Here is a 25246-nt window from a genome sequence, read left to right as displayed (position 1 = left end):
ATCGTCCCAGAATGAAATCGTTGATAAAACCCTGTTAATATACACCTTCAACGCACGACTTTCAACAGCAGGTACCGCCCGCTGCCGGGAACCGGAATGTTTTCCAGTTCACCCTTCTTCAAAAGTTCGTGGAGCAGCAGTGTCAACTGTTCGTTCTGCTCGTCAAAATCGGGAACCGGATCCGGATTCCGCCGGGATTCGCCGCCGGTCAGAATGACAATGTGACTGATCCCCCCCCGGGTGAGCGTTGCCGAAACTTCCCCGGGATTTTCCGGGACCGGCGTGAAATACGCTTCCTGAAAGAACGGCGTACCAAGCACATAATCCCGGGGCACGTAAAGCCCGCGCCGATCGAAAAGCAGCATGACCCTCGCATCCTCAGGCAGGGTATCCGCAAGGAACGAAAGCATGTTCATGTACTCCCGCTCCCGCGAACCGAACCGGACAAAGTCGACGGGCGCCTTTCTGCCGACCTCAAGAGAACGCCACGCATAGTAGAAATTTTTCCAGACATCCGGTTGAAACGAAACCAGCGTCGCCGCGGCAAGCGCACCGAGCAGCCAGTTCCGCACCCGAACCGGCAGAAGTCTCAATCCCGACCCGCACCAGAAAAGCACAAGGAATCCGACCGGCAGCAGAAAACGCGTCTGCTGCGAACTCAGACACCAGTACAAATAACAGAGAAAACCTCCAGCGGCAACCCACAGGAACGGCAGAGCAGCCCTCCGCCTCCTTCGCACAACAGTCCAATACCATCCACCTGCGCCGATTGCAATCATCAGCGGGAACTGCCAGCCGAGGACATAGCCGTCGTAAATCTCCATCCGGTAGGCGACAATGATCCAGGAGGAGAAAAACGCCTCGATGCCGCTCAGACCGAACCGGCTGGTCCCGAGCAGCGAGTGGTAAACCTCCACCGCCGCCGCCGGAAAAGCCGGATCCAGAAGCGCCGACCCGAATGGATAGAACGGATTTCCCGTCGCCAGCAACGGCCGCAGATAAAACGGAACAGAAGCAGCCGCAGCGCCCAGAACGAACCATCCGAAGGCGACTCCGAACCGACGGCGCGGCAGCCGGTCGAACGCCGACACACAGAAGAAAAGACAGGCCAGCACCAGCGAAGCCGATGCCCCGGTGATCTTGACGGCAACAGCCATCCCCGCTGCGAAACCGGTCAGCAACGCCAGCGGCGTCATCCGGGTCCGGAATTGCCGGATCGCTTCCGCTCCTGCCAGAAGATTCAGCAGAATAAACGGCTCAAGATATACTTCGCGCCACATTCCGCCAGTCAGCGGAGAGAGCAGAAACGCCGCCGTCAAGACCAATGCCGTCTTCCGTCCGAACCGCTCCAGAAGCAGATAAATCCAGGGAATCGCAATGAGATAGCACCCGAGGATCAGCAATCGCGGGAAATTCAATCCACCGAGTTTCACCCCCCAGAGCATCAGAAAATGGGGCATAGACGAAAGCGCGGAGTAGGGATTGTCCGGAAGCACGGCAGTTGATCCCTGCGCAAGATAACGGTACATCAGCGCCACCTGGTAGGACTGCTCATCCCACGAGTACGGCGGGACAAAAGCCGGTGCCGCGGTGATTCCGGCAAGCAGCAGAACACATCCCCAGAGGATCCAGTCAATCCGACGGAAATTCCGCGCCTGCCGCGCCAGAAACCAGACACCAACCGCGGCCGGACAGGCGGCAACGCCCCAGAGCCAAGCGGGCGAGAGCCGGATCACGGCCCAGTCCCCCAGCCGGAAAAGAATCGCAAGCAGATCCAGCCCCAGAATGAGCGCGAGAAAGCCGCTTCCCCTCCGCTCAAGCTCCGCCCCGAATCGCCTGACGAGCAGAAATCCAATGCCGCAGCCGGCGAGCAACAAGATCAAAAACGCGGAAAGCGGCTCATACCAGCTTCCCTGCATCGACATCATCAACTCCTGCAGTGTGTTCATTTCCGCACCTTGTTCAAGAACAGACGCAACTCAAGCGGGCTGTCGTCCAGCTGCTGATTCCGCATCAGATAAGGAAATTCCTGAGGCGTGATCCCCTTATGCCGCAGCAATTCCTGCCAGGCTCCAAACATTTCATCGGCCTCCGCCGTTCTGCCCAGTTGACGCACCACGGTCTGCCAGAGAATCAGATTCACCGCACTGCGAGGGAAATTTTTCTGCTCCGCCGCGAAAAACGGCAATGCTTCTTCCGGTTTTCCCCCGGCTGCCAGAGCGCGCGCCATTCGCCCCGCACTGTGGGAGTAGGAGGCGAGGCGCAATTCATCCCCGATCCGTCGAAGCATCTCTTCCGCTGCGGCCGGATTCCGAAAGTCAAATAACTCCACATTCGCAAGCGTATACAAATTCTCGGCCGTCGGACATACTGCAATACTGCGCCGGAGTTCCCGTCGAGCGGGTTCCGGCTCTCCGGACAGCAGCGCAAGTTTCCCGCTCCGGCAATACCATCCCCCGCAAACATTCAGACAGAACGCCGCGACCGCCAGCAACGCAAAACCGCACACAACCGAGATCTGCCACCGCGCCACCGCCCGTTTTCCGATCCGGGCGACATCCGTCCCCGCCAACATCCCGGTCAAAATCAGAAAGAGTCCTCCCGCCAATGGGGTCTGCAACAATACATCGATTTCACCATGGAAAAACAAAACCCACCATCCCCAGAGGACAAGCAGTGTTCGTTCGTCTCCATGACGTTGAAGAATCGCACCACGCACGCCGACGCACAACACCAGCAACCACCACAGGATCCCGGCCACACCAAATCCGCACCAGTAGAACAGCAGTTCGTTGTGGGGATGCGGGTGGCGGTCGGATGCGAAATCGAAATCAAAATAACTCTCGGGAAGAAACGGAGCAACCTCTCCCTCAAAACGGTCCTGTCCAACCCCGAAGAGCCAATGCTCCTCGCCGAGCGCTAGACTCCCCTGCCAGAGCATCAGACGGTTTTCTTCCGGCAGCCGTTCCGCAAAAAAGCCGGACCGGATTCCGCAATAAACCACGCTCCCGGCCACCAACACGATCACCGCCATCGACACGACGAAATGTTTGCGGATGCCGGGACGCCGATGCAGAAAACCGGCAAGAATCAGCCAGCCTCCCGCAGCCAGACTCGCAATCAACGTCCCGCGCGAAGCATATGCGCCGCAGAAAAGGAATTGACCAAACGCAACCAATCCTGCGAGCCCTCCCCCGATCGGAAGCCGAAGACGCCGATTCCGTAGAAAAAATGCAAAAGCGGGAGCGGAAACCGTCAGCAACGTCCAATTCCAGTTCCAGTTCCCCGCCAACCCGACAGCAAATTTTTCCGTAATCGTCTCCCGAAATGTGATTGCCGCACTGACCACGAACAAAGTCATCAGAAAAAACGGAAGCAGCCGGCGCAATTCGCGAACGAGCAGCAAACCGGCAAGTGGAACCAGAAAACAGGCAAATCCGGACAGCAGAGCAGCGAGATTCACCCCAAATATGAACTGCTGAAGAAGAACCACCGCACCACCCAACCCGCTCCCGACGGCAAAGAATCGAATCACTCGCTCCCGTTTCAACAGCGCAGCCAGTTCGGGAAGTGCGGCAGCCACAACACCGGCGGCAAGCAGAGCCAGAACCGAAAAATCCACCCCGGGAACATCTCCGAACAGCGGTACGCGCCCAAGCAGGATTTTCCCGAAAGCCAACGGAAAAACAAGCAAAAGAGCAAAAATCAGGATTGCTGCGGCCGGGAAAAACAAGCGTTTCATACTCAATTCATGGTCTGTTTGCGAAGTCAATCAATTGCAGATAGAAAAAAGGGAGGCATCGCTGCCTCCCTTTTCATTGCTGAATCAACCGCAATATCGACTATTTCGGATCGATATCGGTGTTCGGCGCGATCGTCGGCGTATAACCACGATTCGCCTTGCTGTACCAACGGCTGGTGCTGAATCCATTGACGTTGCCGCCGAGGAACAGGATGTTGCCGTAGTCGGTGTGGTTCGGAGCACCACCGTTACGGGCAGAGGTGCTCTTGTTGCCGTCAGCCATGTCAGCCGCGACGCCGGAATCGGAACGACCGAACTTGGTCGAGTCGCCCATCATCATGCTCGGGCAGTACGCATAGTCGCAGTTGGTGGTGGTCAGCGCGGCACTTCCGGTCTGAGCGGAAGAGGTCGTGGACGGGCAGAGGTAAACCGCATAGTCGGTCAGAACGCCGGACGAACGCAGAACTTCCAGCCCCTCGTTGTATTCGCCCGGAGGCAGACGGCTTTCAAAATCGATCGCGTACTGAGCAAGCGACTGACCGATCTGCCGCAGATTGCTGACGCAGGAAATACGACGGGCACGTTCACGCGCCTGGTTCAGGGCCGGCAGCAACATTCCCGCCAGAATCGCGATAATCGCGATCACGACGAGGAGCTCGATGAGGGTAAACCCACGACTTTTCTTCATTTTTATCTCCCTATTGATTATTTCAGATCCCGGTTCCGTCTTTATAATGCCAATACTTAAAAAGACGAACCCGTGCTCGTTACCTATATTTTAGCAAAGAATCTTCAAATATGCAAGAGTTTTTTCTTTTTTTTTTCGATTTTTTTCGATTTTTTTCCAAAAATCTCATTTTTTTTGAAAAAAAACGTTTTTTTTCCGCTCCGATCCACCAGGTAAAACAGTTTACCCGTCATGTCACAGATCGGTTCGGATCAATCGGGAGTAGGGCAGATCCGACGGCTGGGACACATAACGATTGGCCAACCGCCTCCTTTTCAAATCCGGAAAACTCTCCCCTTCCCGGCACTTCAAGTACCCGAGTTCAAACAGCAGTTCGTCGGAATAACCATTCAAAAGCAGCCGGAGGTCACCCTCGAAGGTAGGGTCGATCACCCGCAGAAGCGGAGCCAGACTCGTCGTGCAGTTGCGGGCGATGCTGTTGTAGAATTCCGGCTGCTTCGACAGAGTGTCCGCGCGCCGCATGATGGAATCCAGCAAAGCCCGCGCCTGTTCCGGCGTCGCGTTGGTTCGATAAAGATAGAGCTCCTCCTTGCGGAAATTGGTCCGCAGCCGGAACAAATCCTCCTCCGTGGCCAGCACCATCAACAGTTCATACTGGCGATAGAAACCAGGAAGAAATCCCTGTTCCACACCGACCGGCAGCCGCGTCTCCATCGAAACCGCCAGATAGCGGCCGTCCTCAAATCCAAACGAGAACATCGTATGGGCAATCGCCTGCATACCGTCCCAGTGCGAAACCGCAACATCAACGGTCCGAACCGTCGAAGGATCGAACGCAAAATCGATGTAACGAATCTCGTAATCGTCCACACTCCGGTAACGGAAATCCCGCACATTCCGTACCGTAATCCGGTTCGCATCAACCTCCACAGAAGGGACCCGCCCCCACGGAGCCTGCCACACCGTTTCCGCGAACACCCTTTCCGGCGTCATCGCAGCAAAAGCCACAATTACAACGAACTCCATCGATGCAGGAATCAACAGCAGTTTTCGACGCTGAAACCCGACCAGCCAGCAACCCAGCAACACCCCGGAATAGACCACCGCCCCGACCGGAGACCAGCCGAACGCGTAAAAAACGGCTCCCGCGCTCCAGACGCCGACCAGAAAAACACCGGCGAAAATCAGCCCCAGAAGACAGAAACGCAGCAGCGATGCCCGGTTAATGCGGAATCTGATCTTCATTGCCCACCCGGTCCGGGAACTTCGGAAGTTCCACTTTCAGTTCAGGATACTGCCTGAGATGTTCGATCAAAATCCGCCGCAGCTCCTGAATCGCCAATGGATTGACCTGCACACTGTGGTCCGATTTCACCACCAGTTCGCTCGCGGCGCCGTCCAGGTGGCTCGACAGATACGGCACCACGCCGTCGCTGCCCCCGGGCACCCCGTCCTCTTCCCGGTTGCCGATCACCGAATGATAGACGACACCAGGCGCAAACGGCAGCTCACGAAGCAGATTCAGCATCCGGTTGTCAGGATCGAGATTGTCGATTCCGGTTGCGAATTTCGTATCATTCGGCATGAACACGCCCTGATCCATCAATGCCTTGATGATTCCCTCCCCCCGCATGACGAGCGAAACCGGCAGCCGGATCAGAGACGACCCGAAGTGCGCAATCCAGCTCTGCGCCATCTCCGAACCATGATGCGGAACCGCAAAAAAGACAAGCCGCTTCGCAAACGGCAACGCCTCGAAATTCATCATGTCCTGCACAAAGAGCCGCTGATCCGGCTCCAGATTCTCCAGTTTTTCCTGATAATCCGCACCGAGGACTGATTCCAGCAGGCGGTCACCAGAATTCATCGCCAGAGTCTTGGCGACCAGCCCCCCCATCGAGTGACCGACGATCACCATCCGAGAAAACATCTCGGTCGAACACCCGGATTCCTGCAACCGTTCCTCCTCCAGCAGCAAATCGTCCCGCAGCATCTTCGCCGAAAGCAGCACCGGATTCCCGCTGGAATAGGTGAACCCCCAGAACTGATAGTGTTTCCGCAGCACGGGATCGCTCTGCAACGTGTTGATCAGCTGCATCCAGGTGCGGATATTGGACATCAGCCCGTGCACCAGGATCACCGGAATCCGATCCTCGCGGAAAGGCTCGAACATGTAAAGTCCCTGCATCTGCCGCGTCGCCTCCGGCCGGAGCATGTAGGTCAGATAATCGAACGGCAACGGATTCCTCACCATATAAGCCAGCGGCGTGGAAAAGTCCTGCTCAACCGGAAGATTGTATTTGCCGAGCCGCACAGTCTCGCAATTCCGCGAATCCAGATAGAGCAGCTGCGCCGTCAGCTCCCCGCGCTCCGGCATGTCAAACCGGATCAGCAACGTCGCCGGCAGAGTCTGCTGTTCGGCAAAACGTGTCTCGCCACCTCCCTTGACCGCATGTTCCGTCAACTCGCAGATCAACGGCGCTCCCACGCCGAAACTGCGGCTGATGTGAGTGAGGTTTTTCGTTCGATAATCCGCACAGAGCAAATAATCCTCAAACTCCTCCGGCGCAAGCGGCAACTCAAACTGCGGAGCCAGGAAGTTCACCCTCTGTCCCCCGGCGGCACTCAGCGAAAAGGAGGACTTCAGATGCAATCCCCGACGATGCAGATAGTCAAAAAGCTCCGTCGTCGCCAGATTGTAGATCCGCATCATCTGCAGCCGTTCGGCGTTATACGGTTTCAAATCCGGCCGGTCGAGCGCTGCCAGATATCCGTAACTGTACAGCGCAGCCGAAAGATGATAGCGGATCGCCGTATCCGGATCCTTCCGGTAACGCAATCCGATATTCAGCGAACAATCCGCCAGCGCAGCCAGATAAGCCGGCCGGGGCTCCGCCCGGAAGAGTCTCTCCAACTCCGTGACAAGCTCCCCAGGGCGTTCCTCAAACGCCTCCTCCAGAAGAAAATTGCCGAGAAGATTGTTCGTCTCCTGGGAAATTCCCGCAGACGTGATCGATTCCCCGTAGCCGAGCCGTCCGTCAACGCCGACCCTTACCACGGAAATCTCACTGGAACAGCCGGATATCAGCAGAAGCCCCAGCGCGGAGGAAAGCCCAGGCAGCCATTTTTTCCAATTCATTCCCCCGCCCCCTTCTGCGGCAGGCCAGCTCCCCACGTATGGTAGATCTGCGGAACCAGATATTTGATGATCGAGGCCGCCGGCAAAGCCAGGATCATCCCCGGAATCCCCGCGAAAATCGCACCGAGCAGCACCACGATGATCGTCTCGAGCGTCGTCAACCCCAGAGATTCCCCAATCACGGCAGGATAAAGAATGAACTGTTCGATCACCCCGTTGTAGATCAGATAGGTCACGATGATTCCCGCGAGCTGCAACCCGCTCACCGATGATCCGCCGACCGCCAGCGTCACCAGAATCGTCACCATCGCCGACAGAATCGGCCCTATGTACGGCAGCAGAATCCCGCAACCGGCCAGCGGACCAAGCAACGCAAAATACGGAACCCCCAGAAAGAAAAACACCGTCGTGTACACCGTCGCATCCACAATCATCAGCGTCAGATAGCCGCGAACCCAGATCCGCAGCTTGTTGATGACCTCTCCGATGATCCGCTGCGCCTCGGAAACAGTCTCGGTGCTCGCCCCCGGCAACCAGTTGCCGTTGAACACGGTCCGCACAAGGTATTCACTCTGCCGCTTCCGATTCGGATCATCCCCCGGACCGCAGAACTCCGCAAGTTTCATCAGGAACAGCAGGAAGAAGAAAACCGCCAGAAGAAGATCGGTAATCACCACTCCGATCGTGCCGATCAAACTCGCAGTGAACGAGAACAACCCTCCGGTCCGCTGCAGCAGATACCCGACAAGCTCGCGCCGCGCCGTTTCATCATGCAGCACTCTGCTGACCTGGTCGAGCCCCCATTTCACCAGCGGCAGACTCTGAAACCGCTCCCGCAGTCGTTCCAGATAAATCTCCACCTGCTCAATCAGCTTCCCCACGCCGTTCGCCCAGATTCCGTTTTCGTCAGGAAGCGGCTCCGTCCCGTCGGGCGCTTCTCCGATCGACGCCCCCCCCGCCGGAGAACCCGGAACCGGCTCCCGCGGAAGCGATGTGGCGACCTCCATCTGCGTCCGGGTCCATCCCTTCAGATTCTGGAAATAGTGGTTCGTCAGCATGGAGATTCCACTCACCAGCAGAATCACAACGATCAACATGACGCCGCACGTCTGCGTCACGGCCTGCGTGATGATTTTTCTCCCGGCACGCTTCTGAAGTTCCGCATCGTCAAGCGGCTCGCTCCGGCGCTGAATCTTCGCGGCAAGATTGCGCAGCGGCGCGATCAGAAAATCGACCACCCGGAAAAACAGATAACCCAGACCCTTTTTCCGGCGCAGACGCCGCTCGAAATATTTCTCCAGCGGCAGCATCACGTAAGCCGCGATCAATCCGAAAATCACGGAACGAAGCAGCGTCGCAGTCAGAATAAACACCGCAATGACAATCAGCGCAACCAACACGCCGGCGCCCGAACGCAGAATGCGCATCCGGCGACGCTGCGCATCCACAACTTCCTCGCGAATCCGGTCGATCACCGATTTGGAAAAGCCGAACCGCTTCGCCAGATCATCAATCAGCTCCGCACTCTCCTCCAGACAGTCGTTGCTCGCGGCAAGAATCAGCAGCAAACGAAGCAGATGCTCCCGCTCCTCCGCACTCTGATCGGCAAAAAGCGGGGCGGCCTCCTCCGCGGTGATCGTCGACGCGTGCCGAAGCCCGGAAATCATCCGCTCAATCTCGAACGACGAGAGATCTTCCGAAAGCAACCGGCGAAACGAATCGATCTCCTCCTCGCCCATGGCTCCCCGGCTCTCCATGACCGTCCGGACAAGCGAAAGGAACGCCTTTCGGCGAATCCGTTCCTCCTCATCCATCCGCTCTTCGCCGTCCCCGCCGAAAAGGGCGACGGCCCGGGCAAACGTCCGGCGAAGCGACCGCTCCACCCGCCCCCGAATTCTGACCGTTCCGGAAATTCTGGAAAAATCGACCATTGCGCCTCTCCTGCCGGTTGCATGCGGCAATCAGCCGCCCCTGTCCGAAATAGACCCGGCACCGCTCTCCGCTTCCAGGCGGCGCCGGACTCAATCAGTGAACCCGCACATCGCGATGACCGGGAACGACCTCGCCGACCACACCGACGGTGAAACCTTTCCCCCGGGCAATTTCAAGCGCCTGATCGACCGCCTTTTCCGGGACGAACCAGACCATGCCGATGCCCATATTGAACACCCGGTACGCTTCGACCGGATCGACGTGTCCCTTCTCCACCAGAACCTTGAATACCGGCGGAATCGGCAGCACGTCCGTGTGGAACACAACCGAAACATCTTCCGGCAGAATGCGCGGCACGTTGTCGTAAAGTCCGCCTCCCGTGATGTGGGCGATTCCGTGCAGCGGCAGATCCGCATCCTGCGCGGCCCGGATCGCCGGATAGTAGCAGATGTGCGGCTTGAGCAGCGCTTCGCCGACCGTCTCGCCGAGCTCCTCCAGATAGGTCTTGACCGTGTAACCGCACTGAGAGAAGAAAATATTGCGGGCAAGACTGAACCCGTTGGTGTGCAGACCGTTTGATCCGAACCCGATCGCCACGTGCCCCGGACGGATCTTTTCGCCGGTAATCATTTTCGACTTCTCGACCACTCCGGTAATCACGCCGACAAGGTCGAAATCGTTGCCGTACATGCCGGGCATCTCCGCGGTTTCGCCGCCGAGAATCGCGCAGTTCGCCGCTTTGCAGGCATCGGCAATCCCGGTTAAAACATGCTCGTAGAGCGGACTGCGCAGTTTGCCGATTCCGATGTAATCGAGAAAATACAACGGCTCCGCACCCTGCACGGAAATATCATTGATGCAGTGATTCACGATGTCGTGCCCGACCGTGTCGTACTTCTCCATCATCATCGCGATCATCAGCTTCGTGCCGACGCCGTCGATGCTCGCGACCAGAACCGGCTCCCGGTATCTGGCAAGATCGAGCTGAAACAGCCCGCCGAATCCACCCACCGGAGCGAGCATTTCGGGACGCCGCGTCTCGGCAAACTTCTTTTTCACCTGATCCAGCAGCGTCGTCGCCAGATCGATGTCCACGCCGGCCGCCTTGTACAAATCGCTCTTCACCTTTTCGCTCATACACGCAAATCCTTCAAATATGAAATGAAATCAAGCCCGGAACCCGGGGACATATTCACGAACAGAATATACACGTTCCCCGGACCGATTACAAGTTCCAGAAGCTCTTGACGCCGGAATAAGCCATCCGGGCCGCAAGCTCCATGGCGATCTGCTCCGGCATCTGACCGCGTTCGACCATCCCGCCGAGCACATCCGAAAGCACGCGCCGGAACATCTCGAAACGCGATCCGTAACTCAGCAGTTTGCGCGAATCCGAAACCATTCCGGCAAAATTCGAAAGCACATCGATCGAACCGATATACTCAAGCTGGCGGCGCATGCCGATCGGCGTGTCGTTCAGCCACCAGGCCGAACCGAGCGAAACGGTCGCCCCGAATGCGCGCGTCAGCGTCGCAAGCGTCATCTGATGGATCGCGTCCATGCAGTAGAGCACGACCTTCAGCCGTCCATCGAAACGGTTCAGAAAACGAACCAGATTCGGAGTAAAATCAAGCAGATGGTTCGAAACGTCGCCACCGACATCGGGCCCGAGCGATTCGTAGAGCGAATACCGGACATCGCGCACCGCTCCGATATGCAGCTGCGTCACCCAGCCGGTCTCGGCGTTCAGAGCCGCGGCCTCCGCGAGGAATGTGCCCATGTAACAGTCGATTTCCGACTGCGTCAAATCCTTTCCGGCGAGCGCCTTGCGGAAGGTTTCATTCACATTCCCGAACGCGCAGTCGGCGTAGACCGGATATTCGAGGCCATGATCGCTCGCCCGGCAGCCGTTCTCGGCGAAAAACGCATGGGAACGCGTCATCGCTTCGAGCATGTCGTCGAAACTCTCGATCTTCATGCCGAACCGCTCTTCAACCTGATGGATATAGTCGCGCCAGCCCGGAGCGAAGATCTTCATCGCCTTGTCCGGCCGCCAGGTCGGTCGGACAAGCACACGACCGACCGCCTCGTTGACCTGCTTGTGGTACTCGAGCGTGTCGATGAGGTCGTCGGTCGAACTCATGACTTCGACATTCAGCGGACCGGTCAGCAACTGCTGCGGACGATAAGCATCGGTCGCGAGTTTCGCATTCACTTCGTTCCAGATCCGTTCACCGCTCTCTCCGCAAAGCTGTTCGGTGATGCCGAAATAGTTCTTGAGATCGAGGTGGATCCACTCGTAAACCGGATTGCCAGCCAGCTCCGGAAAAATCTTCGCCATCGCAAGGAACTTCTCCTTCGGCGCGGCATCTCCGGTGATGAGATTCTCCGGAACGTTCCGCTTGCGCAGCATCTCCCACACGTAATGGTCGGTCGCGGCAAAGAGCTGCCACGCGTCGGCGTAATTTGTGTTTTCGGCGATCTCCTTCACATTCGCGTGGTTGTGCGGGTCGACCACGGGGAGGTTCCGGATCTCCGCAAAAATGCGCAGACCGGTTTCATTCGTGATGAGATAATTCGAATCCAGAAAAGCCATCATGCAACTCCTTATACATTAATGGAATCAGCGGAGGCTTCCGAAAGCTCCGCGCGATATTTTTCGAGAATCGGGCGAATCTGCTCAGAGAGGAACTCCTCCACCTGCCGCGGCGCGCGGCCGACAAAGGTCGCCGGATCGAGCAGCGAGTCGAACTCGTCGCGGATGCAGTCGAATGCCGGATCGGCCTTGAGCCGTTCGAGCAGGTCGTTGTCGGCCCCCTCCTCCTTCACGCGGCGCGCGGCGGCCATCGAATGGGTGCGGATCACTTCGTGCAGCTCCTGGCGGTTTCCGCCCTTCTTCACGGCGGCCATCAGCAGATTCTCGGTGGCCATGAACGGCAACTCCGCCTGGATGTGGCGCCGGATCACGTTCGGCCAGAGCTGGATGCCGTCCGTGATGTTGATGAGCAGCGACAGAATGATGTCGACCGTGAGGAATCCTTCTCCGAGCAGAATCCGGCGGTTCGCGGAGTCGTCGAGCGTCCGTTCGAACCACTGGGTCGCCTCGGTCATCGCGGCGTTGCCTGGCAGATTCATGACGTACCGCGCGAGCGAACAGACCCGCTCGCAGCGCATCGGATTGCGTTTGTAGGCCATCGCGGAGGAGCCGATCTGCTTTTTGCCGAACGGTTCCTCGACCTCCTTCAGATTTGCGAGCAGCCGGATGTCGGTCGCCATCTTCGCGGCCGACTGAGCGATGCCGGAGAGGATCGACATGACGAAGTAGTCGATCTTGCGCGTGTAGGTCTGCCCGGAAACCGCGATCACATGGTCGAATCCCATCGCGGCTGCGACATCCTTTTCAAGCTGCCGGCACTTTGCATGGTCGCCGTCGAAAAGCTCGAGAAAGCTCGCCTGGGTACCGGTGGTGCCCTTCACGCTGCGGAACGGCAGAGTCTCGATCTCCCGCTCAAGCCGTTCGAAGTCGAGCATGAAATCCTGCAGATAAAGGCAGAAGCGTTTTCCGACCGTGGTGAGCTGCGCGGGCTGATAATGTGTGAATCCGAGCGTCGGCAGCTCGCGGTTCTTCTCGCAGAAATCGGCCATCTGGGCCATGAGTTTCAGAAGTTTTCCGCGCAGAATTTTCATGCCTTCGCGCATCTGGATGAGCTCGGTGTTGTCGGTGACGAAGCAGCTCGTGGCGCCGAGGTGGATGATCGGCATCGCCTCCGGGCAGCATTCGCCGAAGACGTGGATGTGGCTCATGACGTCATGCCGCAGCTCCTTCTCCTTTTCGGCGACGCGGTCGAAATCGATGTCGTCGAGGTGTTCGGACATCTGGCGGATCTGGGAGTCGGTGATCTCCAGCCCGAGTTTCTGTTCGCACTTCGCGAGTTCGAGCCAGAGCCGCCGCCAGGTGGAGTGCTTGAACTGCGGCGACCAGATATAACTCATTTCCGCCCCGGCATAGCGGTCGGTCAGCGGGCTGGCATAGGTGTTGTGATTCACGGAAAACCCCCTTGTTCGGATTCCATTGGTTATTTTAAACTTATTTGCAAAACCGGAGTTGACTTCGCGGAAAACAAAGCTATATATAATTTAAGTCACAAAAACCGGTTTGGCAAGGCGAAACGGTTTTAAAACCGTTTTTTTATGGCCTCCGGGGAAGAGTTTCGATAAGGCGGAGAGATCGGGAGACCGGTGTTCCGCAGAAAAAAGTTACGGGGAACGATCGATGAATGCTGCGTATTTCGGCCTGGTTCTGAAGGTGAACGATCTGGACGGCTGCCGGATTTTCTACCGCGACCTGCTCAGGCTCGGGGAACCGGTGTTCGACAGCACGTTCGCGGTGGTTTTCGTTCTGGGCGACAAATTGACGCTCACGTTGGAGAAGAGTGCGGCGGAGTATCTGGAGCACGCCTCGGCCGCGGCGAACTTCGCCTTTGCGGTGCCGGATCTTGAAGCGTTCGCCCGGAAACTTGACGACAGCGGCTGCCCGCTTGAGCCTGATCCGATTCGAATCGGCATCGTCGAATACCGGCGCGGACTCGACCCCGAAGGCAACCCCTTCCTCGTCTGTCAGTCCTAAATTGTTCCGGCAAAAAAGCAGGAGGAGACGCCCCGCCCCCTCCCGTTTTCACCGGCTCATTCCATTGCGACCGCGCCGCCGCCTCCGCCGGTTTCAACTTCGGTGGTTTTATCGAATTCCGGAGGTCTGACCGTCAACGTTCCGGATTCATCGCTCCTGACAAATTCGAAGTTGAATCCGAGCAGCCGGACCGGATAGTCGAGTTTCCGATTTCCATCGCCGCCGTAAACGATCAAACTCCGCCCCTGCGGAATCCGGGCAAGGTCGAACCGCAGCGATCGCGACTGACCGACAACCGGAGTGATGTCCTCCTTCACCTGGAACGTCTCGCCCGATGCGTCCTGCACAAGGAAACTGACCGAGTGAACCGCGACCTTCTCCGGCCGGAACGAAATCTCGACCGATTTCGGCCACGACGACGCATCTTTCGCGAGCACGGGCGGTTTCGTTGTGAAAAGAGAAGCATAGGAGCGGCCTCCCGGTGTGCGCGTCACAATCAGCTCCGAATCGTCCGCACTCCGCGCGAGCTTGTACCCCTCGCCGTACACGGTCCAGCCGCCGCGCTCCCAACGTTTCTGCGGTTTGAGGCGCTCCCAGCAACCGACCAGAATCGAACCGTCCGCTGCCGCATCGGGACGGAGCTCGAAATTGAATCCGAGCAGCCGAACCGGGAAATCGACCTTCCCATCGCCTCCTTTGTGAACGATGACCCCCGGCTTCAGGATGCCGGAAGCATCAAAACGGATAACGTTCCACTCGCCATCCGGCAGCGTCCGCGACTGTTTGAGCTGAAAAATCTCACCGTTCCTGTCCATAAAAAGCAGGTTGACCGCATGAATCTTCGCCCGGTCGGAACACACCGGAACCCCTACGTCGACCGCAAGTTTCGCGGCCTCCTCCGCAAACAGTTGCGGAGTGCGCAGGAAAAAGCTCACGAACGAAGCGCGTTCCTTTTCCCACGAGATCCGGATCCGTCTGCCATTTTCCGCCGAGGCGAGCTGAAAGCCTTTTGCATAAGTGATCCACTCATTGAGCGGAAGTTTCCGCTCCACCGCCCGAAACACGACCGTATCGCGGAATTCCACACCCGGTTCGGTCTCGAAAACGGCATCGAGGTAGAAGAGCTGATCCGGCTTCGCATTGCGCGGGACGGGAATTGTAAATGCAGCCTCGCCCATTCCGTCGCCGGGGATGTCGAGCTTCACTGCGGCGGGAACTACATTCCACGCCCACTCCCGCCAGTTGTTCTTCGGGATGAGCCGCACAGTTCCGGACAGCGGGTGCGCCTTCAGGTTGTATACATGGATTTTCACCGTATCACGGCTCCCGGCAATGAGTTCGAGAACGGCACCAGACATCAGATCACAGGCGCGCGAAGGGGCAGAAGGCAGAATCTTCACCCGGGCATCAGGAAGATTCAGCTTCGGAATCTCATGTGCCGTCGAGACCTTGTCAAACTCCGGTTCGATACCGCCGCGTACAAATACCGGGTATTCGCAGACGGGGATTTCCACATAACCATCCTTCACCGGCAACGTCGACGCACCGCCCGAGAGGTTGAAGAATTCGATTTCGTTCCCGGCGGCTTTCAGCCGAACGGTCTGCGCCGGACGGATCGTGTCGAAAAACGGAATTTGAAACTGATCGTATCCGTAAGGATCGTTGCGCCAGAACGAGATTACCCGCTGTCCGAGGTCATCCCGGAACGAGAGCCCGGCAATCTCCCCCGCCTTCAGCGAATGCCCCTTCACAAATCCTTCGAATTTCGCCTTGCCGAAGAGTTTCGCAACGGCCCGGTAACTTGCGGCACCCGGTTTCGGCCGCCCGTAACGGTCGAGCATGCCGAACTCCTCCTCGAGGAAGTCGACCGGAACATCACGAAAATTGTACGGAAGCACCTTGGACGCACCGAACGCGAGTCCGCCCAGCATGACTTTAGGCTGGTGAACCGCCTGATAACGGCGCACCTCATCGAGCGTCCGCACCGGAATCATATGCATGGAGCTGTACGTGCAACCGCCGATCTCCGTGAGCCAGACCGGAGTTTCCGGAATCCCGGCCGCGGCTTTCCAGCCGTTGAGTTCGCGCATCTTCCCGGCAATGCCCCAGAACATCGGAACGTAAAAGCCGTAAATGTGGCTCGCAATCGAATCACAGAAACGCGCCCCGCCTGTCCGGAACACCGGCGCATGGATCGCATTCAGATCGCCGGCCATCACGTTGCATTCCGGATTCGCGAGCTTCGCCGCCTTGTATCCGGCCTTCAACATCTGGGCGTAATCTTCGGGCAGAATCTCCCAGTAGGTCGGCTCGTTGCCGAACTCCCAGTCCCGCACCACTCCTTTATGGGCTGAAATCAGTTTGTAGACCTGTTCGGCGTACCATGCGTAATCGGCAGGGATGCCGTATTTTGCCCATTTCTCCACCATTGCCGGATTCTCCGCCCGGTTCTTCGCGATGGCGGGATAACCGTTCACCCCGGAACTTGTGATGATCCCCAGCGGGTTCAGTCCGGCGGCCCTGACCCGGCGCAAAACGCTCTGAGCTCCGCCGATGTCGTCATAGCCGACATCCACCCGCACATTGCTCACGCCGAGACGGCGCAGCAGATCGAAATCGAACTCCTCGAAACTGTACCGCCGTTCCCGTCTGGTGATATGGCAGGTGAAACCGAAATTTCCCTCCGCACCGTTGTCGACCGGATCGCGCATCACCGCCAGCGGAATCACGACACTGTTTCCATTGAAGGAAGCGTCTTCCGGCGTAACGCGCAGTTCATAATAACCATCCGCTCCGGGCAGCGCGACCGGAATCGCGGTCACGCCGGGCTTCAGTTCCGGTTCAATCCGCTTTGACCAGACCGGCTTGTCGGAGAAATCGCGCAATTCAAGCCGGAAGGCCGCCTTGCGGGCGGGCGCATCGGAACGGATCCGGAGCAGGGCCGGTTCGCTCTTTTCAAAAAAGAAGTTATTGCGCCGGTTCAGCCGGTCTCCGATCTGCAGCGGAGCTGTAGCCACGACTCGAAATCCCGCTGTCGCGCGTCCCTCGTACTCCGGCTGCTGCCAGAGCCGGGCGGTATTCAGCGCGGCGAAGTCGGTACTTCCGTCATCCGCGCCGAGCACAAACGGCGCGCCCGCATAAAATTTGTTCTCCATATGTTCGCGCAATCCGGAAGCGTGTTTCACAACGCCGTAATGCGACGGTTCATTCCGGGTTTCGGCAGTCAGTTCTCGATATCCGCCACGCCCGTCATACCAGCCCGCCTTGAAAAATTCGTGCATGTCAGGGAGCGCATAAACGCGCGGGGCGTCCGGAAACGTCAGGTCGCGGTATCCGATAATCGCCTCAAACACTCTGCCGTTCTCCCGCGGCCTCTCGGCAATGGTGTAGGCGCCCTTTTCCGGATCACCGGTCGTAAGAAAGTTGCAGTAACGTGCCGCATTGACCCGGCTGACGAAATTCACCCCCTCCTCCGCCGCATCTGCCGCCGCGGCGTAGTGCCATGCTCCTTCCGTTCCGCTGCGTACAATCTTCATGCGGGGGTCGAAAAGAGCGTGCGGATCGGATTTTGCCGCACAGGCGTTCAGGAATTCGGCGTACTGCGCATTCGTCACCTCGGATTTTCCGATCCGGTAAGGATAACTGACCCCGCCGCGCGGATAAGGATTCGGCACTTCGTGGAAGTATACCTTTTTCCCCGCGTTGCCTGCGTCTCCGACGGTAACAAGTTCGGGAGCGGCAAAAGCCGCAAAGCATCCGGAAAGAGCGAAAAACAGACCAATTTTCTTCATACGTTTCTCACCATCTGTTGGTTACATCGGTCCACGTGGTAATCAGCCACCAGGGATATTGCCGGGAGGGGAACTGACCGTTCAGCCAGGGATCGCTCCAGAGCGCGGGACGGCACTGCACCGCGGCGGCATGTCCGTCCAGAAACGCCATGTTCATCGCGTTTCCATGTTCAAAGCGCAACATCTGGAAGGTACCGCTTTCCCGGAACCAGTAAGTGCCTGCGGCATAGTGAACCGACTCGAAAACTGTCGGACAGCGCGAGGGCTCCTTCACTTTTTCCGCCCGGATCCACACCCGCCAGGAAGTGTTTCCATCGAGAAAATGCGGCAGAATCCCGACATTGGCGGTGTAACCGCCGGTTCCGTAAATTTGATTTTTGTTCTTGCTCAGATCGCTGTTGCTGCCGAGCAGCATGCGCCTTCCCGGGCAATCCCAGATCTTGACCGGACGAACGGTTTCCGACTGGAAGGAGTTTCTCTCCCAGGAGGCGCCGCCCAGGTAAAGTTTGTCGAGCTTGCCGTGCCACTGTTCACGGCCGGTATCCGCCCACGGGGGAACCGCGGCGGGAGTGAACCCGAAATCGGTCACATACATGCTGATCGCGGAAGAGATCTGTTTCAAGTTGTTCAAACACGAAGCGGCTTGCGCCCGCTCCCGTGCCTTGTTCAAGGCGGGCAGCAGCATCGAGGCCAGAATCGCAATGATCGCAATCACGACGAATAATGTTCGATCATGGGTGCGTTTTTATGTAACTCATAGGTGTATTTGCTATAAATAATCTCAATATACTAAGAGGACTAAAAAATGTATTACATCATATATAAAACAACCAATGTCTTGACAGGTGAATTTTACATCGGTAAGCATTGCACAGAAAACCTTAATGATGGCTATATTGGAACAGGAATGACTATCTTGAAGAAGATCAAACAATTTGGGAAACAGCATTTTTATCGAAACATACTCGAATTCTGCAACTCATACGATGAGCTAAATGAAGCAGAAAAAAGATGGCTGACTGAAGATGTCATGAATGACCCTCGTTGTTACAACAATCAGACTGGCGGAGATAATGGATTTATCCAATCAGTTGATACTAAAGAAAAAATCTCAAACTCTAATAAAGGGAAAATTGTATCTGACGAAACACGAAAGAAACAATCAGAATCACTGAAAGGGCGTATTGTTTCTGATGAGACAAAAGGAAAATTACGACTTGCTTGGCTTTATAAAAGCGATAAAGAACGTCAAAAACACAGAGAAGCAATTTCTCGTGCATTGAAGGGAAAAACGTCTAATAGAAAAGGAATAAAACTAACAGAAGAACATAAAAAGCATATATCTGAATCATTAAGAGAAAAGCCTACTTGGAATACAGGGAAGCATTTTTACACGAATGGAGAAGTAAACATTGCCTTGAGAGATGATGAAATCGTACCTGATGGTTTTTATCGAGGCAGAAAGCCATACGGAAAAAGAAAACTCAAATAATCTTGGGTACGTTTTTATGAAATACACCAATAGTAATGATCCTTGAATTTAAAGACCATTACTGTATATTAGGAGAAAAGAGGTTTACAAGATGAAAGCCATTATATATGCAAGACAATCCAGTTCTGATTCAGAAACGTTTTCAGAGTCTGTTGAGCTTCAGAAAGAAAAATGTAGAGAGCTTGCTAAAAAAGAAAAGCTCACTGTGATTGATGAATTTGAAGACCTCAACACTTCTGGAAAAACATATCCTGAAGGAGCAGAAAATATTGCAAGTATGGACATTGCTTTCCAAAGCTGGTTCAAAGAGCAAACTGGACACAAAATGTTCAGGAGTGGTTTTGGAGAGGCGATACAAGCACTCAATAAGGTTGATTATATAATATGCTATGACATAACAAGGTTATACAGGCCAATATCAGGATCATTCCTTGAAAGCTATGTCAATCAGTTGCTCATAGTCAACAATGTCAAGATCATGACTGTCAATAATGGAGTTCTTGATGTAGGGACTTTCAATGACTCATTGATCACAGCATTGCAAAACAGAATCAACCATGAACATATTGCTACTTGTAGACGAAAATCGATGGCCGCATTCAGGAAACTTCGGGACAGTGGTTACAACTGCAATGGAGGAAAGGCTTTCGGCTTGATTTACAAGGGAAAATTCGAGCTTGAGGTCGATCCAGAAAAAGCAAAAGTCATTCGTTTCATCTATCGGGAAATTGCAAATTACAGGCCATATAACGAAATCATCAGATATGTCAACGAGCGTTGGCCACATTGTTTTAAGAAGTGTTGTTATGAGTCAAATCTATATCACATTGCAGCAAATCCGATTTATGCGGGTTATATGTATAACTCACAAAAAGAACTGATCAAAAATGTGCAGATGAACGGTAAGGAGATCATTTCTTTCGATGAGTGGAAGAAAGTCCAAGACATCATGACGAAGAAAAAACGGAATCCTCCTAAAGCAAAATATCGTTGGTTGCCGTTCAGCGGGCTTCTGTATGATGGTTATACAGATTCTAAGCTGGTGGTATCGAAGAATCGTACACAAATCATCTATTTCCCGAATATCACCAACCTCAAGGCCAACGTCAAAACAGGTGGAGTGGTCTTATTTCAAGCTGACAAGAAAGATTATTCGGGGATTTACGAAGCGATAAATCCCATTTTGCTACTGGTCTTCAGACACAAAGTGGAAGAATACTTCAAACAAGAGCAGAATGCGAAACAAATCGAACAGTACAAGATCGAGATCGAGAACATGGCGGCAAAAGAACAGCCGCTATTCGATATGTTCTCTAGAGGAATCATCACAGAAGACCAGTTGGAAAGAATGCTCGTCAACCATAAGAAACGCAAAACTGAGCTGCAAAAACTCATTGCAGAAGGGTCCTCGTTCAAACCGATCAACAGAGATAAAATGATGTATGACCAATGGACAAGCTTCTGCACGTTGATCAATAGAGAACTTCCAAATGAGGTGTATGAAAAGTACCTAAAGGAAGTAATCAAAAAAATCGTTGTCTTCGAGGACAGAGTGATTATTCATACCGTCTATGGAGAAATCCCACTTGAGCGGTATATCAGAGGAAATAAAAAACACTTCCCTAAATATGACATTGACATTGATGAAGTGGAATCACCACAATTCAGCAAGTTCGACTTCAGGGATACGAAGATCACAATCAAGTATCTCTATCCATCGGCTTATCAAGGGGACACCACGATAAGAGAAATAGTTTCATTTGACAGGTTGAAAATTATCGCAGTTGGAAAAAATTAAGGGATAACCTTGATGGTTATCCCCATAGAAACAGATTAGCTGGATTATTTTTTCTTCTTGCGTGCAGCAAGAATGGCTTCCAGTTCCTCAGTTGAAAGAGCAGCTACCGATTCAAGTTGGGCTGCTTTTTTCTTTTCCTGTTCCAACCGAGCCAAAAATTTTGCACGCTCCTCTTTGAAAGCGATTCGTTGCTCTTTTGACAGGCCATTACAAAGCTTGGCAAACGCCTTACTGCGGAAGAGCGCTTGGTCTCCAACAGATAGACGATCATACGCTTCTACAACTGCTTTCAATTCGGCTGATTCCGGTGCTTTCCCTGCCATGAGACGTCCTCCTTTGTTGGGTTGGGTGTCAAATATAATACCACTACCATAAGAAAAAATCAAATATTTTCTCTTTTGGTGGTTAACTTTTATTCAGAATCTGCTATCGCGTGCGCAGACACGCTCCTCTATCAAGAAGGTACTGATAATTTGATGCCTTGTCACTCGGGTAAAGATTTTTCCATTTTTTTCAGAATGTCAGCTAACTTTTTCAGCGATATTGATATTCTGGGAGTAGTGAAGATAAGAAATTATTTTTATGGGTTGGTTGAAAATTTAATAGAATATGATTGTGATAGGTGAAGTGTATTCCCGTATCTCATATTAACAGTCAAGCTCCACTAGAAAGGAGGTCTTATAATAGGGGCTTGAACAGCAAATCTATCGTAAAGCAAAATTCAAAATAAACATGAAAGGGCATTTATTATGCTGAATTCTGAAATTGAAAACACCGCTGAAATCGTAAACGAAAGCATCAACAACGAGGTAATCATGAACGAATTCACGAACGAAAACATTAACATTAACACTGAGGTCAAGATGAATACCGAAAAGAAACATCGTATGTCCAAAATTGACAGGCAGATTGAGATTGCAAGAGCTGATCTTGCAACAGCAAGTGAAGATGAGATTCTCATTGTAAAGGGGTATTTGGCAATTCTCGAACGCAAAAAGAGCAATAAAGAAGCTGAGAACAAGGCAAAGAAATCTGATTGGATGACTGATTACCGCATTAAAAAGATGTCGAACGAGGACATCAAGCGCATGTATCATCACTACCACGAAGAGATGCTCAAACGCGAGCTTCCGCTCGACTAATTAAAAACTGTCACACGAGGGATAGCTCATGGTGGGCTATCCCGTTTAACTTAAAACAAGAAAGGTTATAAATTATGAGCATGATTGAGAATGCAACTGAAACTGAAGTACTGAATGCCATGTATGAACTTGAAGCACTGAAACAAAAGGTGCGTATCGTTTGTACAGGTAATGTTATCGACATGGACGACAAAGATGTTTCCATCACGTTCAACCTGATTGACGGCAAAACGAATATCGGAAATATTACGATTTGCTGGAAATGTGACAGGCTTTACCATGATGAAATGTTTGACGGCTCCCGTTGGTGGATTATCAGCGTGTCCAGTCATGGAGGTGATGATCCTCTGATTGATAAAATCGCTGAAAATATCCGTAATACAGTTGCACATTTCAACTTCACTTCCAATAGCGTGAGATTCTCTATCGGAATGCTCATCATCAGAAGCAAGAGAGTCATTCACGTGACAGTGCAGAATCTCTAACCATCAATATGCATGGGATAGTTCATAATGGGCTATCCCATTTTTTTTTGTACATGACGAATTCTGATATAAATAACTTTGCCACCGCGAAATAAGTGGTGGTAACGATCTACTAATTCTCATATTTTCTCCGTAACGGCCAATTGGTGAGTCCTTCATCAGTTGGCTATTTTTTTATCATCGTTATGCCTATTTGAATCGAAATAGCTGGATGAATAAAACTATATCCATCAACATAACGTGATCCACAATCACCCGGATGAATACCAGACATATTCTAATAGACAATCTTAAGAAATAAACGCGGGAGAAAACGAGGGAGAAAACGAGCGGATATTCTGCTCAATATGTTTGGTGGATATTTTAAACAACCAAGAACTAAGTAGAGTATTTCAAGTGGATATTTTAATCAATCAAGAATTAAGTAGAGTATTTCAAGTAGATATTTTAAACAATCAAGAACTAAGTAGAATATTTCAATTACCTAAAGGTAGGTGTTTTTAATCAACCAAGAACTAAGTAGAATATTTTAAGTGGATATTTTAAACAATCAAGAACTAAGTAGAATATTTCAATTACCTAAAGGTAGGTGTTTTTTAATCAATCAAGAACTAAGTAGAGTATTTCAAGTGGATATTTTAATCAATCAAGAACTAAGTAGAATATTTCAATTACCTAAAGGTAAATCAAAGTTTACCAACTACCAAAGAAATGAGTTATTCAAGAATGTGGAGCTAAAGCTCCACTCTCTATTCATCCTCAACAAAATGGTGGTTTAAAAAAACACCTATAATTTTATAATTTTTCTACCCACCACTTTATACGAAGTACCCTATTTTATATACTTTATACGGCTCATATTTTTCATTGGAATCCAAATACTTACAACTGCAAAATTAACCCCCAGAACAGAAAATTAACCCTCAGAACATGCGAAAAACCTCCAGAACATGGCATTAACCCCCAGAACAGAAAATTAACCCTCAGAACATGCGAAAAACCTCCAGAACATGGCATTACAGAATCATATTATTTTGTTTCAAAAACAGTTAACTTTTTTCAGATTTTTGCTATTCTAAAACTAGATTAAGGTTTCCTGTATAAATACTTTTGAAAATTAAAAATGGAGAAAATAGCATGAAGATTTATGCAAATGTAGATCGTTTTCAATTTATCACGGATTTCAGAATTGAACATGGGTTTAATACTCTGTCTATAAGGGAGAGAGTATTTGCTTCTGGATGGTTGACTTACTGTTTGAACAAAGAGCAGGCTGAATGTTCAGCAGAAAAGTATTCTGTTTTCAATCTTATCTTCAATTTCAATGGTGGATTCAGGCATTTGACTGACACGACCAAATGCAAGTGGTATGATCAGTTCACTGCTGATTATGATGAATTCATTTTCAATCATAGCGGTTTAGTCCACTACATCAAAACAAATGTTGACACGCTCAAGGAGGACGGCAACCATGAGATTTACAGAAATCAGCTTACGGAGGGGGCATGGGATTTGCTTGGCAAAGTGAAGAACCGCTCTTATAAGTCATTTATTGCGAGATTGTATGTAATTGGTGTCGCGTCTTACAAACATAAGACTTCAGCATTGAATCATATCGATGTTCTCGACTTCATGTCCGGTGATGCAAATGTTACCAGAAATATGAATGCAATTACGGAGTTCTTCAAAATACTTAATATCTCAGCGACGTATTCAAAGAAATTAAAAAGATTCAACTTCGGCAATGAACTTCAACTGCCAATACCAGCAACTAGAAAGAATAATTATGATGATGTCATCATTGTGAATGATCCGAATATCAAGCAGCTTGCAGAGGAAACAAAACACCTTACAGAAGAGGTAAAACAAATCATTCAAACCGATCTTGAAGATGATCTTGATTTAAGCGGCAGTTCTTCACATTCAAACAATATAGATGAGTCTTATCTTACGGAAGTTGACATCTACGATGACACGCAGTTGACGATTGAGAAATGGCAGCAATATTGGAATGAGCATACAGCTAATTATAATCCAACGCCTTTTAAAATCGGTGAAGCTGGTAAAAAAGAGTTCGTTGCAATAGCAAAAGCTATCAGTGACTTCTATGAGAAGAATAAGGATGCCAGAATGCTTGTTGAAGGCAACGGGTATCTTGAAGGAAACAACTGGCAAGAGAGAAAGAATTCCGCAAAAATCATGATCAAACGCGCTCAAAACAAGATCATTAGCTGCCTGAATAAAATTGCTCAAGTAGATATGGATGTATACAAAAGAGTAACGATTGCACTATCTGGCAATAAACTTCTCAAATACGAAACTGGATTATAAAAAAGGCTCTGTCACAACAAATGGTTGATTTTTGACGAGAAATAGCGTATAATAATAGTAAGAAACAGTACCACCGAAG

General features: G+C 52.4%; 18 protein-coding genes. 6 read left to right on the top strand and 12 right to left on the bottom strand.

The features are described from left to right. Positions 1 to 47: 47 nt before the first annotated feature. From Q0K10_RS03440 to purB, 9 genes are all read right to left on the bottom strand, one after another. Positions 48 to 1949, bottom strand: a complete 1902-nt coding sequence (locus tag Q0K10_RS03440) for a hypothetical protein (RefSeq protein WP_294503194.1) — start codon at positions 1947 to 1949, stop codon at positions 48 to 50. Continuing rightward, positions 1946 to 3742 (bottom strand): O-antigen ligase family protein, encoded by a 1797-nt coding sequence (locus tag Q0K10_RS03435; RefSeq protein WP_294503192.1) that lies wholly within the window; start codon positions 3740 to 3742, stop codon positions 1946 to 1948. The genes Q0K10_RS03440 and Q0K10_RS03435 overlap by 4 nt, the downstream gene beginning before the upstream one ends. Before the next feature lie 100 nt (positions 3743 to 3842). Continuing rightward, the gene (locus tag Q0K10_RS03430; protein WP_366942948.1) at positions 3843 to 4430 is read right to left on the bottom strand and encodes a type II secretion system protein; all 588 of its coding nucleotides are present in this window, start codon (positions 4428 to 4430) and stop codon (positions 3843 to 3845) included. A gap of 234 nt (positions 4431 to 4664) precedes the next feature. Then, positions 4665 to 5675 carry a DUF4105 domain-containing protein gene (locus Q0K10_RS03420; protein WP_294503190.1) on the bottom strand — a complete coding sequence of 337 codons (1011 nt, stop codon included), beginning with the start codon at positions 5673 to 5675 and terminating at the stop codon, positions 4665 to 4667. After that, the gene (locus Q0K10_RS03415; RefSeq protein WP_294503187.1) at positions 5653 to 7569 is read right to left on the bottom strand and encodes a hypothetical protein; all 1917 of its coding nucleotides are present in this window, start codon (positions 7567 to 7569) and stop codon (positions 5653 to 5655) included. The genes Q0K10_RS03420 and Q0K10_RS03415 overlap by 23 nt, the downstream gene beginning before the upstream one ends. Further along, entirely contained in the window at positions 7566 to 9500 is a 1935-nt protein-coding gene (locus Q0K10_RS03410; protein WP_294503185.1) for an AI-2E family transporter, read from the bottom strand. Before Q0K10_RS03410 ends, Q0K10_RS03415 begins: the two co-directional genes overlap by 4 nt. A 94-nt stretch (positions 9501 to 9594) precedes the next feature. Next, positions 9595 to 10638, bottom strand: coding sequence for a phosphoribosylformylglycinamidine cyclo-ligase (gene purM, locus Q0K10_RS03405; protein ID WP_294503182.1), 1044 nt, complete (start codon positions 10636 to 10638; stop codon positions 9595 to 9597). 88 nt (positions 10639 to 10726) lie between these two features. Further along, positions 10727 to 12100, bottom strand: a complete 1374-nt coding sequence (uxaC, locus tag Q0K10_RS03400; protein ID WP_294503180.1) for a glucuronate isomerase — start codon at positions 12098 to 12100, stop codon at positions 10727 to 10729. Between the two features lie 8 nt (positions 12101 to 12108). Beyond that, entirely contained in the window at positions 12109 to 13548 is a 1440-nt protein-coding gene (gene purB / locus Q0K10_RS03395) for an adenylosuccinate lyase (protein ID WP_294503178.1), read from the bottom strand. A gap of 226 nt (positions 13549 to 13774) precedes the next feature. On the opposite strand from purB, the gene Q0K10_RS03390 reads away from it, so the two are divergent. Next, positions 13775 to 14128, top strand: a complete 354-nt coding sequence (locus Q0K10_RS03390; protein WP_294503176.1) for a VOC family protein — start codon at positions 13775 to 13777, stop codon at positions 14126 to 14128. Positions 14129 to 14184: 56 nt separating this feature from the next. Here the strand turns inward: Q0K10_RS03390 and Q0K10_RS03385 are convergent, their stop codons facing one another. Then, on the bottom strand, positions 14185 to 17919 hold the full coding sequence (locus Q0K10_RS03385) for a hypothetical protein (protein ID WP_294503174.1): 3735 nt from the start codon (positions 17917 to 17919) through the stop codon (positions 14185 to 14187). 7 nt (positions 17920 to 17926) lie between these two features. After that, positions 17927 to 18634 carry a DUF1559 domain-containing protein gene (locus tag Q0K10_RS03380; RefSeq protein WP_294503172.1) on the bottom strand — a complete coding sequence of 236 codons (708 nt, stop codon included), beginning with the start codon at positions 18632 to 18634 and terminating at the stop codon, positions 17927 to 17929. 90 nt (positions 18635 to 18724) lie between these two features. Here Q0K10_RS03380 and Q0K10_RS03375 point away from each other — a divergent pair, with 90 nt between their 5' ends. Beyond that, the gene (locus tag Q0K10_RS03375; protein WP_294503169.1) at positions 18725 to 19411 is read left to right on the top strand and encodes a GIY-YIG nuclease family protein; all 687 of its coding nucleotides are present in this window, start codon (positions 18725 to 18727) and stop codon (positions 19409 to 19411) included. A 91-nt stretch (positions 19412 to 19502) separates the two neighbouring features. Continuing rightward, positions 19503 to 21209 carry a recombinase family protein gene (locus Q0K10_RS03370; RefSeq protein WP_294503167.1) on the top strand — a complete coding sequence of 569 codons (1707 nt, stop codon included), beginning with the start codon at positions 19503 to 19505 and terminating at the stop codon, positions 21207 to 21209. A 44-nt stretch (positions 21210 to 21253) separates the two neighbouring features. Here Q0K10_RS03370 and Q0K10_RS03365 read toward each other — a convergent pair whose 3' ends face one another. After that, a complete protein-coding gene (locus Q0K10_RS03365) occupies positions 21254 to 21532 on the bottom strand; it encodes a hypothetical protein (protein WP_294503165.1) in 279 nt (92 codons plus the stop codon). A 492-nt stretch (positions 21533 to 22024) separates the two neighbouring features. Between Q0K10_RS03365 and Q0K10_RS03360 the strand changes: the two genes are divergently transcribed. The 3 genes from Q0K10_RS03360 to Q0K10_RS03350 all read left to right on the top strand — a co-directional run bounded on the left by Q0K10_RS03360 (position 22025) and on the right by Q0K10_RS03350 (position 25167). Then, positions 22025 to 22351: a hypothetical protein gene (locus tag Q0K10_RS03360; RefSeq protein ID WP_294503163.1), complete on the top strand. Its 327-nt coding sequence runs from the start codon at positions 22025 to 22027 to the stop codon at positions 22349 to 22351. Positions 22352 to 22425: 74 nt separating this feature from the next. After that, on the top strand, positions 22426 to 22836 hold the full coding sequence (locus tag Q0K10_RS03355; protein ID WP_294503161.1) for a hypothetical protein: 411 nt from the start codon (positions 22426 to 22428) through the stop codon (positions 22834 to 22836). Positions 22837 to 23973: 1137 nt separating this feature from the next. Further along, positions 23974 to 25167, top strand: a complete 1194-nt coding sequence (locus Q0K10_RS03350) for a hypothetical protein (RefSeq protein WP_294503159.1) — start codon at positions 23974 to 23976, stop codon at positions 25165 to 25167. Positions 25168 to 25246: the final 79 nt, after the last annotated feature.

It is taken from the genome of uncultured Victivallis sp., from assembly GCF_944391105.1.
Lineage (GTDB): Bacteria > Verrucomicrobiota > Lentisphaeria > Victivallales > Victivallaceae > Victivallis.
The sequence above is the reverse complement of the archived record's forward strand: the minus strand, read 5'-3'. Positions and strand labels throughout refer to the sequence as shown.

Excerpts from the sequence above, each read along its gene's own strand:
- Q0K10_RS03440 (WP_294503194.1), bottom strand. The coding sequence starts at position 1,949 with ATGAACACACTGCAGGAGTTGATGATGTCGATGCAGGGAAGCTGGTAT.
- Q0K10_RS03435 (WP_294503192.1), bottom strand. The coding sequence starts at position 3,742 with ATGAAACGCTTGTTTTTCCCGGCCGCAGCAATCCTGATTTTTGCTCTT.
- Q0K10_RS03430 (WP_366942948.1), bottom strand. The coding sequence starts at position 4,430 with ATGAAGAAAAGTCGTGGGTTTACCCTCATCGAGCTCCTCGTCGTGATC.
- Q0K10_RS03420 (WP_294503190.1), bottom strand. The coding sequence starts at position 5,675 with ATGAAGATCAGATTCCGCATTAACCGGGCATCGCTGCTGCGTTTCTGT.
- Q0K10_RS03415 (WP_294503187.1), bottom strand. The coding sequence starts at position 7,569 with ATGAATTGGAAAAAATGGCTGCCTGGGCTTTCCTCCGCGCTGGGGCTT.
- Q0K10_RS03410 (WP_294503185.1), bottom strand. The coding sequence starts at position 9,500 with ATGGTCGATTTTTCCAGAATTTCCGGAACGGTCAGAATTCGGGGGCGG.
- purM (WP_294503182.1), bottom strand. The coding sequence starts at position 10,638 with ATGAGCGAAAAGGTGAAGAGCGATTTGTACAAGGCGGCCGGCGTGGAC.
- uxaC (WP_294503180.1), bottom strand. The coding sequence starts at position 12,100 with ATGATGGCTTTTCTGGATTCGAATTATCTCATCACGAATGAAACCGGT.
- Q0K10_RS03390 (WP_294503176.1), top strand. The coding sequence starts at position 13,775 with ATGAATGCTGCGTATTTCGGCCTGGTTCTGAAGGTGAACGATCTGGAC.
- Q0K10_RS03385 (WP_294503174.1), bottom strand. The coding sequence starts at position 17,919 with ATGAAGAAAATTGGTCTGTTTTTCGCTCTTTCCGGATGCTTTGCGGCT.
- Q0K10_RS03375 (WP_294503169.1), top strand. The coding sequence starts at position 18,725 with ATGTATTACATCATATATAAAACAACCAATGTCTTGACAGGTGAATTT.
- Q0K10_RS03370 (WP_294503167.1), top strand. The coding sequence starts at position 19,503 with ATGAAAGCCATTATATATGCAAGACAATCCAGTTCTGATTCAGAAACG.
- Q0K10_RS03365 (WP_294503165.1), bottom strand. The coding sequence starts at position 21,532 with ATGGCAGGGAAAGCACCGGAATCAGCCGAATTGAAAGCAGTTGTAGAA.
- Q0K10_RS03360 (WP_294503163.1), top strand. The coding sequence starts at position 22,025 with ATGAACGAATTCACGAACGAAAACATTAACATTAACACTGAGGTCAAG.
- Q0K10_RS03355 (WP_294503161.1), top strand. The coding sequence starts at position 22,426 with ATGAGCATGATTGAGAATGCAACTGAAACTGAAGTACTGAATGCCATG.
- Q0K10_RS03350 (WP_294503159.1), top strand. The coding sequence starts at position 23,974 with ATGAAGATTTATGCAAATGTAGATCGTTTTCAATTTATCACGGATTTC.